This is a genomic window from Tissierella praeacuta DSM 18095 (assembly GCF_900128955.1).
GTDB lineage: Bacteria > Bacillota > Clostridia > Tissierellales > Tissierellaceae > Tissierella > Tissierella praeacuta.
The window spans coordinates 395,950-411,574 of sequence record NZ_FQTY01000001.1 but is presented as its reverse complement, the minus strand read 5'-3'; the positions used below and the strand labels follow the sequence as shown (position 1 = coordinate 411,574).

Annotated in this window: 16 protein-coding genes and 1 riboswitch; of the genes, 15 read left to right on the top strand and 1 reads right to left on the bottom strand. The window is 29.6% G+C overall.

The genetic code is table 11. From position 1 onward, the window contains the following. The first annotated feature begins 13 nt into the window (after window positions 1–13). The 13 genes from priA (at window position 14) to BUB33_RS15955 (ending at window position 13,036) form a co-directional block, all read left to right on the top strand. Complete coding sequence (gene priA / locus BUB33_RS02220) at window positions 14–2,488, top strand: primosomal protein N' (protein ID WP_084725057.1); 2,475 nt, start codon at window positions 14–16, stop codon at window positions 2,486–2,488. Window positions 2,489–2,499: 11 nt separating this feature from the next. Beyond that, a complete protein-coding gene (def, locus tag BUB33_RS02215; protein ID WP_072972603.1) occupies window positions 2,500–2,979 on the top strand; it encodes a peptide deformylase in 480 nt (159 codons plus the stop codon). Window position 2,980: 1 nt separating this feature from the next. Beyond that, entirely contained in the window at window positions 2,981–3,910 is a 930-nt protein-coding gene (gene fmt / locus BUB33_RS02210; RefSeq protein ID WP_072972601.1) for a methionyl-tRNA formyltransferase, read from the top strand. A 19-nt stretch (window positions 3,911–3,929) separates the two neighbouring features. Continuing rightward, entirely contained in the window at window positions 3,930–4,628 is a 699-nt protein-coding gene (locus BUB33_RS02205; protein WP_072972599.1) for a zinc metallopeptidase, read from the top strand. 59 nt (window positions 4,629–4,687) lie between these two features. After that, window positions 4,688–6,031, top strand: coding sequence for a 16S rRNA (cytosine(967)-C(5))-methyltransferase RsmB (gene rsmB, locus BUB33_RS02200; RefSeq protein WP_084725055.1), 1,344 nt, complete (start codon window positions 4,688–4,690; stop codon window positions 6,029–6,031). A gap of 56 nt (window positions 6,032–6,087) precedes the next feature. Further along, on the top strand, window positions 6,088–7,137 hold the full coding sequence (gene rlmN / locus BUB33_RS02195) for a dual-specificity RNA methyltransferase RlmN (protein WP_327191961.1): 1,050 nt from the start codon (window positions 6,088–6,090) through the stop codon (window positions 7,135–7,137). Window positions 7,138–7,149: 12 nt separating this feature from the next. Next, entirely contained in the window at window positions 7,150–7,881 is a 732-nt protein-coding gene (locus BUB33_RS02190; RefSeq protein WP_072972593.1) for a Stp1/IreP family PP2C-type Ser/Thr phosphatase, read from the top strand. A gap of 13 nt (window positions 7,882–7,894) precedes the next feature. Beyond that, entirely contained in the window at window positions 7,895–9,844 is a 1,950-nt protein-coding gene (gene pknB, locus BUB33_RS02185) for a Stk1 family PASTA domain-containing Ser/Thr kinase (RefSeq protein ID WP_072972591.1), read from the top strand. 9 nt (window positions 9,845–9,853) lie between these two features. Beyond that, entirely contained in the window at window positions 9,854–10,729 is an 876-nt protein-coding gene (gene rsgA / locus BUB33_RS02180; protein ID WP_072972588.1) for a ribosome small subunit-dependent GTPase A, read from the top strand. Between the two features lies 1 nt (window position 10,730). Beyond that, on the top strand, window positions 10,731–11,378 hold the full coding sequence (gene rpe / locus BUB33_RS02175; protein WP_072972586.1) for a ribulose-phosphate 3-epimerase: 648 nt from the start codon (window positions 10,731–10,733) through the stop codon (window positions 11,376–11,378). Window positions 11,379–11,421: 43 nt separating this feature from the next. After that, a riboswitch (TPP riboswitch) is annotated at window positions 11,422–11,522 on the top strand. Window positions 11,523–11,578: 56 nt separating this feature from the next. Beyond that, complete coding sequence (gene thiT, locus BUB33_RS02170; protein WP_072972584.1) at window positions 11,579–12,127, top strand: energy-coupled thiamine transporter ThiT; 549 nt, start codon at window positions 11,579–11,581, stop codon at window positions 12,125–12,127. Between the two features lie 16 nt (window positions 12,128–12,143). Next, a complete protein-coding gene (locus tag BUB33_RS02165) occupies window positions 12,144–12,779 on the top strand; it encodes a thiamine diphosphokinase (RefSeq protein WP_072972581.1) in 636 nt (211 codons plus the stop codon). Window positions 12,780–12,865: 86 nt separating this feature from the next. After that, window positions 12,866–13,036, top strand: a complete 171-nt coding sequence (locus tag BUB33_RS15955; RefSeq protein WP_159429150.1) for a hypothetical protein — start codon at window positions 12,866–12,868, stop codon at window positions 13,034–13,036. 42 nt (window positions 13,037–13,078) lie between these two features. Here the strand turns inward: BUB33_RS15955 and rpmB are convergent, their stop codons facing one another. Continuing rightward, window positions 13,079–13,270: a 50S ribosomal protein L28 gene (rpmB, locus tag BUB33_RS02160; RefSeq protein ID WP_072972578.1), complete on the bottom strand. Its 192-nt coding sequence runs from the start codon at window positions 13,268–13,270 to the stop codon at window positions 13,079–13,081. Between the two features lie 315 nt (window positions 13,271–13,585). Here rpmB and BUB33_RS02155 point away from each other — a divergent pair, with 315 nt between their 5' ends. Continuing rightward, a complete protein-coding gene (locus BUB33_RS02155; RefSeq protein WP_072972576.1) occupies window positions 13,586–13,942 on the top strand; it encodes an Asp23/Gls24 family envelope stress response protein in 357 nt (118 codons plus the stop codon). A gap of 18 nt (window positions 13,943–13,960) precedes the next feature. Beyond that, window positions 13,961–15,607 (top strand): DAK2 domain-containing protein, encoded by a 1,647-nt coding sequence (locus BUB33_RS02150; RefSeq protein WP_072972574.1) that lies wholly within the window; start codon window positions 13,961–13,963, stop codon window positions 15,605–15,607. Window positions 15,608–15,625 lie beyond the last annotated feature (18 nt).

Here is a 15,625-nt window from a genome sequence, read left to right as displayed (position 1 = left end):
AAGGATGATTTATTTGAGTATAAAATATGCAGAAATTATAGTAGATAATAGAGCGGCACAGGTGGATAAGCTATATACATATATTCTTGATGATGAACTAAAAGATATTGTAGAAGAAGGTATGAGGGTAATAATTCCCTTTGGAAGGGGAAATAAATTAATAAAAGGTATTGTAGTTAATATTATTGATACTTGGGATAGAGGTTATAAATTAAAAAAGGTAATTGATGTTTTAGATGATAAACCTTTGATTTCAAAAGAATTAATAGATTTAAGTATTTGGATGAAAGAATATTATTTATCATCTTATATAGATGCTTTTCAACCAGTATTGCCTCCAGGAGATTTTAAGGAAGTAAATACATTTGTTGAAATAATTAAAAATAGTCATATGAAAGATATAAATAATGATGAATTAAATATACTTTCTTATTTAAAGATTAATGGTAGAGTGTTATTAGAAGATTTAAAGAAAGATTTGAGGATTCCTAATATTAATAGGTTATTAAATTCTTTAGAAAACAAAGGAATTATAGAGACTACAATAGATATTAAAACAAAAGTAGATAAAAAGATGGATAAATGGGTTAGATTATTAAATAAAGAACTGCTTTCTTTGGAAGAAATGCATAAAAGAATTGGAAAAAGGGCGGTAAAACAGAGAGAAATAATAGAGTTTCTTTTTGATATAGAAGATATATCTTTTAAAGAACTTTCAAAATTAATGAATACTACACTATCTACAATAAAAATCTTAGAAAAAAAAGGATTTTTAGAGATATATGAAAAAGAAGTCAATAGAAATCCAATAAAAAAAGATATAAAAGATTATAAAAAATATAATCTATCTATTACTCAAAGAAAAGTTTTTGATAGAGTTATAAGTTCATTTCATGGTGAAAATAGTAATAATAAATTTTTGATTCATGGAGTAACAGGAAGTGGGAAGACAGAAATATATTTACAACTTGTTGAAGAGACAATAAAAAAAGGGAAAGAAGCTATTATTTTAGTTCCCGAAATATCACTTACTCCTCAAACAATTGATAGATTTGTTGGTAGGTTTGGAGATTTAGTTGCAGTACTGCATAGTAAATTATCCTATGGAGAAAGGTTTGATGAGTGGAGAAGAATAAAAGAGGGTAAAGTAAAGATTGTTGTAGGTGCTAGATCTGCTGTATTTGCACCCTTTAAAAATCTTGGGATTATAATTATTGATGAAGAACATGAGGCAACATATAAGTCATCTCAAAATCCAAAGTACAATACTATTGAAGTTGCAGCTAAAAGGGTAGATATTGAAAAAGCATTTTTAATTATGGGTTCTGCTACACCTTCCTTAGAAACTTACTATAATAGCCTAAATGGAAGCTTTAAATTACTAGAATTACAGGAAAGGATAAACCAATTTTCATTACCGGAAGTAACAGTAGTGGATATGCGAGAAGAACTAAATAATGGAAATAAATCTATATTTAGTAAAGATTTATATGAATCTATAGATGAAAACTTAAATAATGGAAAGCAAACTATATTATTTTTAAACAGAAGAGGTTTTTCTACTTTTGTATCCTGTAGAAACTGTGGATATGTAGTAAAATGTAATAATTGTGATATATCTATGACATATCATAGAAATATGAATAAATTAAGATGTCATTACTGTGGTTTAGCTATATCTCCTCCAAATATTTGTCCTGTGTGCAAAAGTAATTACATTAAATATTTTGGTATAGGTACTGAGAAGGTAGAAGAACTTACAAAAGAGTTATTTCCGCAGGCTAGAATAGTTAGGATGGATATGGATACTACAACTGGAAAAGGAAGTCATGAATCTATTTTGGAAGATATGAAAAAAGGGAAAATAGATATATTAATTGGTACACAAATGATTTCCAAAGGTTTAGATTTTGAAAATGTAACTTTGGTTGGTATAATAGCGGCTGATACTACTTTGAATTTACCAGACTTTAGATCTCCTGAGCGTGCTTTTCAATTGGTTACTCAAGTAGCTGGAAGAGCAGGAAGAGGAGATTATAACGGAAAGGTTATACTTCAAACTTACAATCCAGAACATTACAGTATTAAATTTTCTAAAGAGCATGATTATAAAAGTTTTTATAATACAGAAATTGCTTTAAGAAAGGAGTTTTTATATCCTCCATTTCTAGACCTTATTAGTTTGCTTATATATGGAGAAGATAATAATAAGGTTGCATCTGTAGCTACAGAAGTATATAATTTATTTGTTGAAGGAGCAAAATGGATTGATAAAGAAACTATAAATAACTATATTATTGGACCTTATCCAGCACCTTTGGAAAAGATTAAAAATAATTTCAGATGGCAGATAATTATTAAGTCAAAAAAAGAAAATATAAATAGTTTAAAATCTTTGGTTAAAAGGGTATGTATAAATAATGAATATAAATTAAAGATAGGCGATGTGAAATTTAGCATCGACATTGACCCAAATTCGATACTATAGGAGGAATAAATATGGCATTACGTGAGATAAGACTATCTGATGATCCGATTTTAAGAAAGAAATCAAAAGAAATAACAGAAATAACAGATAGAATAAAAATTCTTTTAGATGATATGATAGATACTATGAATGAGGCAGAAGGCGTTGGATTAGCTGCTCCCCAAGTAGGAGTTCTTAGACGAGCTGTAGTCATAGATGTAGGTGAAGGTCCAATTAAATTGATAAATCCAGTTATAACTGAAATGAAAGGTGAAGAAATAGATATAGAAGGATGTTTATCTGTTCCTAATCGTTCTGGCACAGTAAGTAGACCACAGTGGGTTAAGGTAAGATATCTAGATGAAAATGGAAAAGAGAAAGTATTAGAGGGAACAGGTCTATTAGCAAGAGCTATCTGTCACGAAATAGATCATTTAGAAGGTATATTATATATAGATAAAATAATTGAAGAAGTAGAAATAGAGGAAAAAAATTTAAGTGATGAGGTGTAATATGAAGATAGTATTTATGGGTACTCCTGATTTTGCTGTTCCAACACTTAAATCCTTATATTTAAAAGGATATTCTATAGAGTTAGTTATAACTCAAAAGGATAAGCCTAAAGGGCGAGGGAAGAAGTTTCAATATACTCCAGTGAAAGAAAAGGCGTTGGAATTAGGATTAGAAGTTTATCAACCGGATTCAATTAATGATGTAGAAACTATTAATAGACTTAAATCCATAAATCCAGATTTTATTGTTGTTGTTGCTTATGGTCAAATACTGAAAAAAGACATTTTAGAAATACCTAAATATGGATGCTATAATGTTCATGCATCATTATTACCTAAATATAGGGGGGCAGCTCCTATAAACTGGGTTATTATAAATGGTGAAGAGGAAACTGGAGTAACAATTATGGAAATGGAAGAAGGATTGGATTCTGGAGATATGGTATTGTGGGAATCAATTCCTATTAACCTAGATGATGATGCTTCTAGTATACATGATAAGCTTTCTGAACTAGGAGGAAAGTTGATAATTGAAGCATTAGAAGGTATTAAAAATGGAGAATTAAACAAAACTCCTCAAAATCATACTTTATCTACATATGCTCATATGTTAGATAAAGGTATGGGAAGAATAAATTGGAATGATAAAGGGGAGAATATCATAAACCTAATTAGAGGATTAAAGCCATGGCCTTCTGCATATGTACAATATAAGGATGAAATTGTAAAAATACACAAAGCCAGTTTGAGTGATGAAATCAAAGAAGGATCCAAGGGTGAGATAGTAAAAGTTGATAATAAGGGTATATATGTAAATTCACAGGATAAAATTGTAGTTCTTGAGGAAATTCAATTTCCAGGCAAAAAGAAATTAAAAGTGGAAGAATATTTAAGAGGAAACTCTATAGAAAAAGGTATTATATTAAATTAGATAGGAAAGGGGTAATAGAATGTTTGGAAATTATTATGGTGGTGGATACTATAGTTCATGGATAATATTCGTACTTCCAGCTATGTTATTTGCTTCTTATGCCCAGCTTAAAATTAGTTCTGCCTTTAATAAATATTCGAGGGTTTCTAGCGGTACAGGATATACTGGTGCCCAAATTGCAAGAATGATTTTAGATAGAAATGGTCTTTATGATGTTAGAGTTGAGCAGGTAGGAGGAAAATTAACAGATCATTATGATCCTAGAACTAAAGTTGTAAGATTATCTAATTCTATCTATGGAGGGAATAGTATTGCTTCTATGAGTGTAGCAGCCCATGAAGTGGGGCATGCTATTCAGCATGCAGAGGGATATTTTCCATTAATTCTTAGGAATAATATAGCTCCCATTGCAAGCATTGGTTCAAGACTTGTATGGATTTTTATCTTTATTGGTTTTGCAATATCTCCATTTTTTATTGAACTTGGAATTGCTTTGTTTTTATCTGTGGTGCTATTTCAAATAGTAACATTACCTGTAGAATTTAATGCAAGTAGAAGGGCTCTTGTCCAATTAGAAAATGGAATTATGGCAAGGGATAAAATAAAACCAGCTAAGGAAGTATTAAAGGCTGCTGCATTGACCTATGTAGCTGCTACATTAGTAGCTATTGGAGAACTTCTTAGATTATTAGCAATAACAAATAGAAGAAGAGATTAAAGTTTAGGGGGATAATTCCCCCTTTTTTAAATATCAATATAAACTATAGAGGTGTGTATATGGAACTATCTGGTAGAGAAATGGCATTAAATATATTAAACGATATTTTTAATAATGGGGCTTTTTCTAATATAGCTATAAATAGTAATTTAGATGAAGGACTAAGCAATAAAGAAGAGGGATTCGTTAGAGAAATTGTATATGGAGTTTTAGAAAATAATATATACTTAGATTATATAATATCAAAGGCATCAAAAATAAAACTTAAGAAAATTCATCCCATTATTTTGATTATATTAAAAATAGGGATATATCAAATCATATTTATGGATAGAATACCCATTAGTGCAGCAGTTAATGAATCAGTAAATTTAGCTAAAAAACATGGACATAAAGGTACTATAGGATTTGTAAATGGAATGCTCAGAAATATTAGTAGGAATAAAGATGAGTTTATGAAAGTTGAAGCAAAAGATAAAATTGACTATATCTCTATAAAATACTCTCATCCAAAATGGATGGTGAAAAGATGGATAAAAGAATTTGGTGAAGAATTTACTGAAAAACTGTGTAAAGAAAATAATAAATCTCCACAGTTGAATATACGAGTAAATACTTTAAAGACTAGCAAGAAAAAGCTAAAAGAAAAACTAATGGATTATGGTTTTACTGTTAAAGATACTAAGTATGCTAATGATTCTCTGATTGTAGAGAATCCTATTAGAATAACTGAAACTTCCGAATTTAAAATGGGGCATTTTATTATTCAAGATGAGAGTAGTACCTTAGTAGGGCAAATTATGGATCCTAAACCTGGAAGCACCATTATTGATTGTTGTAGTGCCCCAGGGGGGAAGGCTACCCATTTAGCACAGATAATGAATAATGAAGGAAGAATTTTAAGTCAAGATATTTATGAACATAAATTAAAGCTCATTGAAGAAAATGCAAAACGACTTGGTATTAATATCATTGAAACTTCCATCTTAGATGGAACTAAAAGAGATGATTCTTTAGTAAATTTGGCAGACTATTTGTTATTAGATGCTCCTTGTTCTGGTTTAGGTTTAATTAGAAGAAAACCTGATATAAAAATTAATAGAAAAGAAGAGGATATAGCTGAGCTGGTGGAGTTGCAATATACTATTCTAAACAATGTAAAAGATTATTTAAAAATAGGTGGTATATTAATTTATAGTACTTGCACAATAGAAAAAGACGAGAATATTAATATGATAAATAAATTTTTAGAGGAAAATAAGAGTTTTAAATTAGTTAATATTGAAGATAAGATACATAATTCACAAAATATAGATACTTTAAAACATGGTTATATCCAGCTGTTTCCTCACATTCACAATACCGATGGATTTTATATTGTAAAAATAATTAAAGAAAGATAGATATATTTTTAATAATTATGTATAATAATATATTAGGATAGCATTGAGGTGATTAATTGAACAAGATTGAACTAAATAGTTTAACTTTAAAAGAATTAAGGGAATATATGGTTTCAATACAGGAAAAATCCTTTAGAGGAGAGCAAGTATTTTCATATTTTCATAGAAATAAAAAAGTAGATATTGAAAATTTAAAGGTATTACCTGAAAACCTAAGAAAATATTTACTTGATAACATAAAGGTTAATAAAATAGATATTTACAAAGTTTTTGATTCAAAGATTGATGATACCAAAAAATATTTATTTTTATTAGATGATATGAATATTATTGAATCCGTAGCTATGGAATATAATCATGGCTTAACTGCTTGTATATCTACTCAAGTAGGCTGTAAGATGGGATGTTCCTTTTGTGCTTCTACTAAAGAAGGACTAATAAGAAATTTAACTCCAGCAGAAATGGTAAATCAAATCTATATGATGGAAAAGGATTTAGGAAAAGATATTTCTAATATAGTATTAATGGGAAGTGGAGAACCATTAGATAACTATGATAATACTATGAAATTTATCAACATTATTCATGATGAAAAAGGTCATAATATTAGTCTTAGAAATATTGCTTTGTCAACATGTGGGGTCGTCCCTAGGATTTATGATTTGGCTAATGAGAATATACCAATAACATTGTCCATATCATTACATTCACCCTTTGATGCTGAAAGAAAAAAAATCATGCCAATAGCTAAAAAATATTCTATAGACGAATTGATGAAGGCATGTAGATTTTACTCAGAGAAAACTAAAAGAAGAATTACTTTCGAATATACTTTAATTGATAATGTAAACGATAGAGATGTAGATATAAAAGAATTGATTAAAATTCTTGAAGGACTAAAATGTCATATTAACTTAATTCCATTAAATCCAATTCGAGAATTTAATAAGGACAGGCCAAGTAGGAAGAATATAGAAAGGGTGCAAAGAATCTTAAGTAATAGAGGCATTGCTGTTACCATAAGGCGAGAAATGGGTGGAGATATTAGTGCTTCATGCGGACAGCTTAGACGTGCTGTTACTCAAGGTAATAATAAAAGATTTTAATGGGGTGGTATTATGGTCATTGGTTCTATTTCTGATATAGGTAAGATTAGAGAAAATAACCAAGATGCTTTTTATGCATCTCAAAATCCATCTTTTCCACTATATATAGTTGCTGATGGAATGGGAGGACATAAAGCAGGGGAAGTAGCTAGCCTTATGGCAAAAAATATTATTGAAAATAATTTTATAGGAGCAAAAGCTAGTCTAACAAATGAAGAATCAGTAATAAAGTTAATTAAAAAATCAATAGAAGAAGCAAATATAAAGATCTATCTTAAATCTCTTGAAGATGAAAAATATAATGGCATGGGTACAACTATAACTTTAGCATACATACTTAAGGATAAAATTTGCATCGGACATGTTGGAGATAGTAGAGCCTATTTAATTAGAGATGGAGAGATATTTCAAATAACGGAGGATCATTCCTTTGTAAATGAACTTTTGAAAACTGGCAGTATAACAAAAGAAGAGGCAAAAACTCATCCTAAGAGAAATATGATAACTAGAGCTGTTGGTTCTAGTAGTATTATAGAAATGGATTTAGTAATTAAAGAATATGCTAAAAATGATATATTGTTATTATGTAGTGATGGCCTTTCTAATATGTTAAAGGAGTTCGAAATTAAAAATGCTTTCATAGGAGAAGAAGATATTCAAAAAGCCTGTGAAAGTTTAGCGATTATGGCCAATGATAGTGGGGGACTTGATAATATTACCATAGTTGCTATTAAATTTAATTAGATGAGGTGAAAAAATGATAGGCAAGATTTTAGGTGGAAGATATGAAATAATAGAGCAAATTGGTGGCGGAGGTATGGCCTTAGTATATAAGGCAAAATGTCAACTTCTAGATAGATTTGTAGCTGTAAAGGTTTTAAAAGAGGAATTTGTAAATGATGAAGAATTTGTTAGAAAGTTTAGAAGAGAATCCCAAGCTGCTGCTAGCCTTTCACATCCAAATATAGTCAATATCTATGATGTTGGTGTTGAAAATGATGAAGATAGTCAAATTTATTATATTGTAATGGAATATATAAAAGGAAAGACATTAAAAGAAATTATAAAAGAAAATGGTAAATTATCTATAGAAAATACATTGGAATATTCATACCGAATTGCAGAAGCATTACAACATGCCCATAAAAATCATTTAGTTCATAGGGATATAAAACCCCATAATATTATGATTACAGATGATAATAGGGTTAAGGTTACGGATTTTGGTATCGCAAGGGCGGCTACAAGTTCAACTATGACAACAACATCTAATGTATTAGGCTCAGTTCATTATTTTTCCCCAGAACAAGCTAGAGGGGGATATACTGATGAGAAGTCTGATATATATTCCCTTGGTATAGTTATGTATGAAATGCTTACAGGTAAACTTCCTTATGAAGGTGAAAGCCCTATAACTGTTGCTTTGAAGCATGTTCAGGAAGATATTAGACCACCCCGAGAATTTAATAGTGAAATACCAATTGGATTTGAAAATATTATCTTAAAATGTGTACAAAAAAGGCAAGCCGACAGATATGCAAATATTACTGAATTAATAAAGGATTTAAGAAGGATAAAAGGGAATCCAACTGACTTTGGATTTGAAGATATGGACAACTATGATTCTCATACTAAGATAATTCCAATAGTTGATATAGAGGATGATGAAATTATGAAAGACAATAAAAAATCAAAAATCACAAAAAAAACAAGTAAAAAAGATAGCGGTGGGAAAGTCATTTTTTTAGGAATTTTTTTAGCGTTTTTATTAGCAACCAGTATCTGGTTAGGAGCCTATAAATTAAAAAGTTTTTTTGCCAGTGGTGACTTAATTACTGTTCCCAATATAGTAGGAATGCAAGAAGAAGAAGCTAGAAAAAAAATTGAAGACCTTGGATTAAAATTTGAAGTGGAGAGTAGAGTGAAAAATAGTGAATATAAAGCAGGAGAAGTTATCTTTCAAAGTGAGGCTGAAGATACTAAATTAAAAGAAGGTTATCCTATTAAAGTTACAATAAGTGAAGGAGATAATCAAATAAAGGTTCCTAATTTTGTAGATGAAGATTTAGATAAAGCTAAAGAACTGGCTGAAAAATCTGATTTACTTATTAGAACAGATTATCAACATTCTGATACAGTACCTGAAAATGTAGTTATTAGTCAAACTCCCGATAGTGGCTCTAGTGTAGAACCAGGAACTAGAATAACTTTGGTAATAAGTCAAGGCAAAGAAATAAAGCTTGTAATCATGCCAAAGGTAACTGGATTAAATATTGAAAAAGCTAAATCTGAAATTCTTAAAGCAGGACTTCAAGTTGGTGATGTCATACCTCAACCAAGTGAAAATGCAGGAAAAGATATAGTTACTTGGCAAAGTTATAATCAAGGAACTGAATTAGAAAGTGATACAGCAGTTGATTTATATATAAGTAGTGGACCAAGTCAAGAAAATAATAATGAAGGAGAGAATAATAATACTGGAGATAAAGAAGAATCAATAACCTTTATAATAACTCCTCCACCTGATACAGAAGAAACAAGAATTAAAATAATAAAGATTCAAGACGGTAGAAGTGAAGTGGTATATGATAGAACACATAAGGCTACAGAAGAACCATTTTATAAGACATTTAAAGGAAAGAAAAGTGCAGTATTTGAAATATACTATAATGATGAATTTAAAGAAGCAGTACCTAAAAAGGAATAGAGGGTTTTTATGATAAATGGGATAATAGTTAAAGGTATTGGTGGATTTTATTATGTAAGAACAAAATCAGATATAGTAGAATGTAGGGCAAGGGGTGTCTTTAGGGAAGAGAAACTGACTCCCCTTGTAGGAGATAAGGTGAGAATTAGAATAAGTGATGAAGATAATACTGGATATATTGAAGAAATATATCCTAGGACATCTAAGCTTTTAAGACCGCCAGTAGCAAATATTACTCAGGCCATAATAGTCATGAGCATAAAAAGACCAGATATTAACCCTTGGTTGTTGGATAGGTTTATTATAATGGCTGAACATGAGAACTTAGATATTGTAATTTGTATAAATAAATCTGATTTAGCAGAAGAAAAGGCATTGGATTTGAAAAGTATTTATAAAAATATAGGGTATAAAGTTATTAATACCAGTATAGTAACAGGAGAGGGTATTGATGAATTAAAAGAATTATTGAATAATAATATATCAGTTTTTGCTGGACCTTCAGGTGCTGGGAAATCATCGCTGTTGAATACAGTTAATGAAAATTTTAAATTGGAAACTGGTAATGTAAGCTTCAAGACTAAAAGAGGAAAACATACTACTAGACATATAGAACTTTTAGAATTACATGATAATACTTTTGTTCTCGATTCCCCTGGATTTAGTTCTTTAAATATAGATTTTATTGAACAAGAAATAGAACTTAAAAACTATTTCCGAGAGATATATAAATATGGAGATAAATGTAGATTTATTAGTTGTCTACATAAAAATGAACCAAATTGTGAAGTAAAGAAACAGGTAGAAGAAGGAAATATAAGAAAAGAAAGATATGAAAATTATTTACTTTTCCTTGAAGAAATAAAAAATATTAGGAGGTACTAAAATGGCTAAAATTGCGCCTTCATTACTTTCAGCAGATTTTGCTAACTTAAAAGAAGAAATAAAAAAAATAGAAAATGGTGGTGCCGATTATCTTCATTTAGATGTGATGGATGGTATATATGTACCTAATATTACTTTTGGACCTCCAGTAATTAAAAGACTAAGGAAGGTTACGGAAATTCCCTTTGACGTACATTTAATGATAGATAAACCTGAAAGATATATTAAAAATTTTGTTGATGCAGGTGCTGATATAATAACTGTTCATGAAGAGGCGACTATTCATTTGCATAGAACTATACAAGAGATAAAATCCTATGGTATTATGGCAGGAGTATCTTTAAATCCTTCAACACCCTTAGAAAATATAGAGTATATCTTAGGAGATGTTGATTTAATCCTTATAATGACAGTTAACCCTGGTTTCGGTGGACAGTCTTTTATTGAATCTATGAAAGATAAGATAAGAAGATTAAGAAAAATCATTGATGAAAGAAATTTAGATATTATAATTGAAGTAGATGGTGGAGTAAAGTTAAATAATGCTAAAGAAATATTAAACTGTGGAGCAGAGTTATTGGTGGTTGGTTCAGATATATTTGGAGCAGAAGATATAGAACACAGAACTAAAGAATTTAAAATGTTGTAAATTAGTAAATCTATGTTATAATAGAATTAATTAAATAATAAAAAATTAACACTAGGGGAGCCAATTGGCTGAGAGAGGATATTTATCCCGACCCTTAGACCTGAACTAGGTAATGCTAGCGTAGGGAAGTGTGTATTAGCCTTTAAATACCCATTACCTACGTTGGTGATGGGGTTCTTAATTTAAAGGAGGAGTTTTTTATGAAAAAATGGAGTACTAAGATGATTGTAGAGGCAGGTATCATGTTGGCTTTAGCTATTGTGCTAAGTAAGATAAAGATTTACGAAGCACCTCAAGGTGGTTCTGTAACGGCAGGTAGTATGATACCTATACTATTATTTGCTATGCGTTGGGGAGCTGGGGCAGGGGTGATTGCAGGTGCTACTTTTGGAATTTTAAAAATCATATTAGGTGGATGGGTGTTTTCACCAATACAAGCTATATTAGAATATCCTGTGGCTTTTGGGCTATTAGGTTTAGCAGGACTATTTTCTAGTTGGGATAGTAATGATTCTAAGGTAAGGTATTATCTGAATACTGCTTTATCAACTGCTTTAGCCATAGGTGGAAGATTTATCTGTCATTTTCTTGCAGGTGTAATCTTTTTTAAAGAATATGCAGGAGATAAAAATCCTTGGCTTTATTCTTTAGGTTATCAAGCAAGTTATTTAGTGCCTGAATTTATAATTTCTGCAATTATATTATCTTTAATATGGAAACCATTACAAAAATCTATAAAAGCAAATTAGAAAAAGGATGATGTATATGAAAGGGCTAATTGTATCTAGTGGTACTATTACAGATTATAATAGATTAGAGTCAGTAGTTAAAGAAGTAGATTTTATTATATGTGCAGATGGCGGAATGAACCATCTTATGAAAATCAATAGAAATCCAGATTTAGTTATAGGAGATCTAGATTCTATTAGCCAAGTTTCATTAGATTATATAAAATATAATAATATACCTATAAAAAAATATCCTTCTATTAAAGATGAAACAGATACAGAAATTGCTATGAAATATTTAATTGATAGAGGATATAAAGAAATTATATTAACAGGAGTCACTGGAACTAGACAAGACCATACTATGGCAAATATATTTTTATTAAATACTTTATATGATAAAGGAATTAATGGAAAGATAGTAGATGATAATAATATTATTTACTTAACAGATGACTATTTGGAACTGCCATGTTTAAAAAACAGTTATGTTTCCATTATACCCATAGTAGAAGATGGAATTGTTATATCTTTAAAGGGCTTTTTCTATAATTTAGATAATGAATTTATTAAGTTTGGTTCTACTTATGGAATTAGTAATGAAATTGTAGATAATACTGGAATAATTAAAATTCATAGAGGTAAAGCATTAGTATTTATTTCAAAAGATTAAAGCTTAGAATTATAATTCTAAGCTTTTTGTAACCATTCCTTTGTATTTCGAATACAATATAATAAAGTATTGTAGGGGTGTTAAATATGAAGAGGTTTTGCTATAGGTATATAAGGAAGATAAAAAGAATAGTAGGTATAACTTTAGCTATTATTGGACTTCTGATAATTATAAAATTTATACCTATGGAGGCAGTTCTGATATTAATTGGAGTAGGGTTATTCATAATGGGGGCATTGATCCTAAAAATAAAATAAGGCTTACCATTTTGCACATGGAAGCCTTATTTTATTACATAATTATAATGCTCTTTCAACATATCCAGATCTTAAACATCTAGTACATACATTAATTTTTTTTGTTCCACCATTAACTATCGCTCTAACTGATCTAATATTAGGTGACCAACTTCTTGAACTCTTTTTATTTGAGAAAGTAACTTTATTACCAAATACTTTTCCCTTTCCACATACTTCACAAACTTTCGCCATGAAAAACACCTCCTTAATCTACTACTGAAAATACTTTTAAAGTATATTTTCTAAATTTCAATAATAACACATTATATTCTAACATAATAATTAGTAAAAATGCAACCAAAATGTATTATTATCTTGTAATGAATAAAAAAGTTTTAATTTAGTTTTTTGAAAAAAAGAATTTGATGGAAATGAATTTGAAGAAAAGTTAACTTGTAATATTGATATAGGCTTTTATTATTATAATAATAGGATTTAGTTGAACTATTTTAATATTTAGGGTAAAATATAAAATATGGTATATTGAAAATAAGGAGGCGATTATATATGCCAGCCAAAACAAATACTGAATATGGAGCGATTAGTATAGATGATAATGTAATAGCTACCCTAGCAGGAATATCTGCCATGGAGAGTTACGGTATAGTAGGTATGGCTTCTAAGAATGCTACAGATGGTTTATTTGAGTTATTGAAATGGGACTATTTATCTAAGGGCATTAAAGTATATACAAAAGATGATAAATTAACTATTGATTTACATGTTATATTGGAATATGGAGTAAGAATATCTGTAGTTGCAGAAAATATAATTGAAAGGGTTAAGTTTAATGTTGAAAATTTAACTGGTCTAAAAATAGACAAAATAAATGTACATGTACAAGGAATAAGAGTTGAAAAGTAGTTTGAGGAGGTACTATAATTGAAAATTGAAATTCTAGATGGGGCGATGCTCAAAAAGGCTCTAGCAGGTGCGGCAAAGTTCCTAGAAGATAATAAAGAGGAGGTAAACTCCTTAAATGTTTTTCCTGTTCCTGATGGAGATACAGGTACAAATATGTCTTTGACAGTGAATTCTGCTATAAAACAAGGACTTAACCTTGACGAAAATAGTGTTTCTAAAATAGCATTAGCTACCTCTCATGGTTCTTTAATGGGTGCTAGGGGTAACTCTGGTGTTATTTTATCACAACTTTTCCGTGGGTTTGCAAATGGTTTAGATGGAAATGATGTTGCTGATGTCAAAATACTTGCTGAGGCATTTAAGCAAGCTGCTGATACGGCATATAAAGCTGTTATGAAGCCAACAGAAGGAACTATTTTAACGGTGGCTAGAGAATGTGGAGAATATGCAATTTCCATTAGTAGAGAAGAAAAGGACATTTTAGTTTTTCTTAAAAAGGTGATAAACCATGGAGAAATAGCACTCAGTAGAACTCCAGATATGCTTCCAGTATTGAAACAAGCTGGAGTAGTTGATGCAGGAGGTAAAGGATTAATCTATGTTTTAACTGGTGCATACAATGCTTTAGCTGGTATAGAAAATATTGAAATTAAGATTGAAGAAAAGAAAAAAGTTGAACCAAAAGAATATCAACGTCATGAACATATAGATACAGATGATATTAAATATGGTTATTGTACAGAATTTATAATTAATACCAACTATAAAGAAATTGATTCCTTTAGAAATGAGCTATCAATACAAGGAGATTCATTAATGGTAGTAGGTGGAGAAGGGCTTATAAAGGTTCATGTCCATACAAATAATCCAGGAGTAGTACTTGAAAAAGCACTTAGCATTGGGGAGTTAACAGATATAAAAATTGATAATATGAGATATCAACATGAGGAAATTTTATTAAAATCGGAATTATCCAAGTCTAATGATGAAGAAAATAAAAATTTGGAAAAGGAATATTCTTTTGTTGCAATATCTATTGGAGAAGGAATTGATGAAGTTTTTAAAGGTCTTAATGTAGATATATTGGTTTCTGGTGGGCAAACTATGAATCCAAGTACAGAAGATATACTTAATGCTATTGATAATACATTAGGTAAAAATGTATTTATACTTCCTAATAATAGTAATATTATTTTAACAGCAGAGCAGACTAAAGAACTTAGTTCTAGGAATATAATAGTTATTCCTTCAAAGACTATACCTCAAGGAATAGCTGCATTACTGGCTTTTGATGAGTTTAAATCTTTAGAGGAAAATATAGAAGGCATGAAAGATGCCATAAAACATGTTAAAACAGGTCAGGTTACTTATTCCGTTAGGGATACAGAATTAAATGGTACAAAGATATATAAGGATGATATCATTGGAATTTCTGAAGGTGATATAGTAGCAAATGGGAAAAATATAAATGAAGTTGCTATAAAGTTATTAGATAATATGATTGACGAAGATACTTCACTAATTACTATTTTACATGGTTCTGATTTAGATGAAGATTCAGCCAAGGAGTTAGAAAATCAATTATCTAGCTTATACGAAGATATTGATATAGAATTGGTATTTGGCGGTCAACCTATATATTACTATATATTTTCTGTAGAATAAAACCCTACCTTTTGGTAG

Excerpts from the sequence above, each read along its gene's own strand:
- BUB33_RS02155 (WP_072972576.1), top strand. The coding sequence starts at position 13,586 with ATGCCAGCCAAAACAAATACTGAATATGGAGCGATTAGTATAGATGAT.
- rsmB (WP_084725055.1), top strand. The coding sequence starts at position 4,688 with ATGGAACTATCTGGTAGAGAAATGGCATTAAATATATTAAACGATATT.
- BUB33_RS02165 (WP_072972581.1), top strand. The coding sequence starts at position 12,144 with ATGAAAGGGCTAATTGTATCTAGTGGTACTATTACAGATTATAATAGA.
- rsgA (WP_072972588.1), top strand. The coding sequence starts at position 9,854 with ATGATAAATGGGATAATAGTTAAAGGTATTGGTGGATTTTATTATGTA.
- rpe (WP_072972586.1), top strand. The coding sequence starts at position 10,731 with ATGGCTAAAATTGCGCCTTCATTACTTTCAGCAGATTTTGCTAACTTA.
- thiT (WP_072972584.1), top strand. The coding sequence starts at position 11,579 with ATGAAAAAATGGAGTACTAAGATGATTGTAGAGGCAGGTATCATGTTG.
- BUB33_RS02190 (WP_072972593.1), top strand. The coding sequence starts at position 7,150 with ATGGTCATTGGTTCTATTTCTGATATAGGTAAGATTAGAGAAAATAAC.
- BUB33_RS15955 (WP_159429150.1), top strand. The coding sequence starts at position 12,866 with ATGAAGAGGTTTTGCTATAGGTATATAAGGAAGATAAAAAGAATAGTA.
- rpmB (WP_072972578.1), bottom strand. The coding sequence starts at position 13,270 with ATGGCGAAAGTTTGTGAAGTATGTGGAAAGGGAAAAGTATTTGGTAAT.
- pknB (WP_072972591.1), top strand. The coding sequence starts at position 7,895 with ATGATAGGCAAGATTTTAGGTGGAAGATATGAAATAATAGAGCAAATT.
- BUB33_RS02205 (WP_072972599.1), top strand. The coding sequence starts at position 3,930 with ATGTTTGGAAATTATTATGGTGGTGGATACTATAGTTCATGGATAATA.
- def (WP_072972603.1), top strand. The coding sequence starts at position 2,500 with ATGGCATTACGTGAGATAAGACTATCTGATGATCCGATTTTAAGAAAG.
- fmt (WP_072972601.1), top strand. The coding sequence starts at position 2,981 with ATGAAGATAGTATTTATGGGTACTCCTGATTTTGCTGTTCCAACACTT.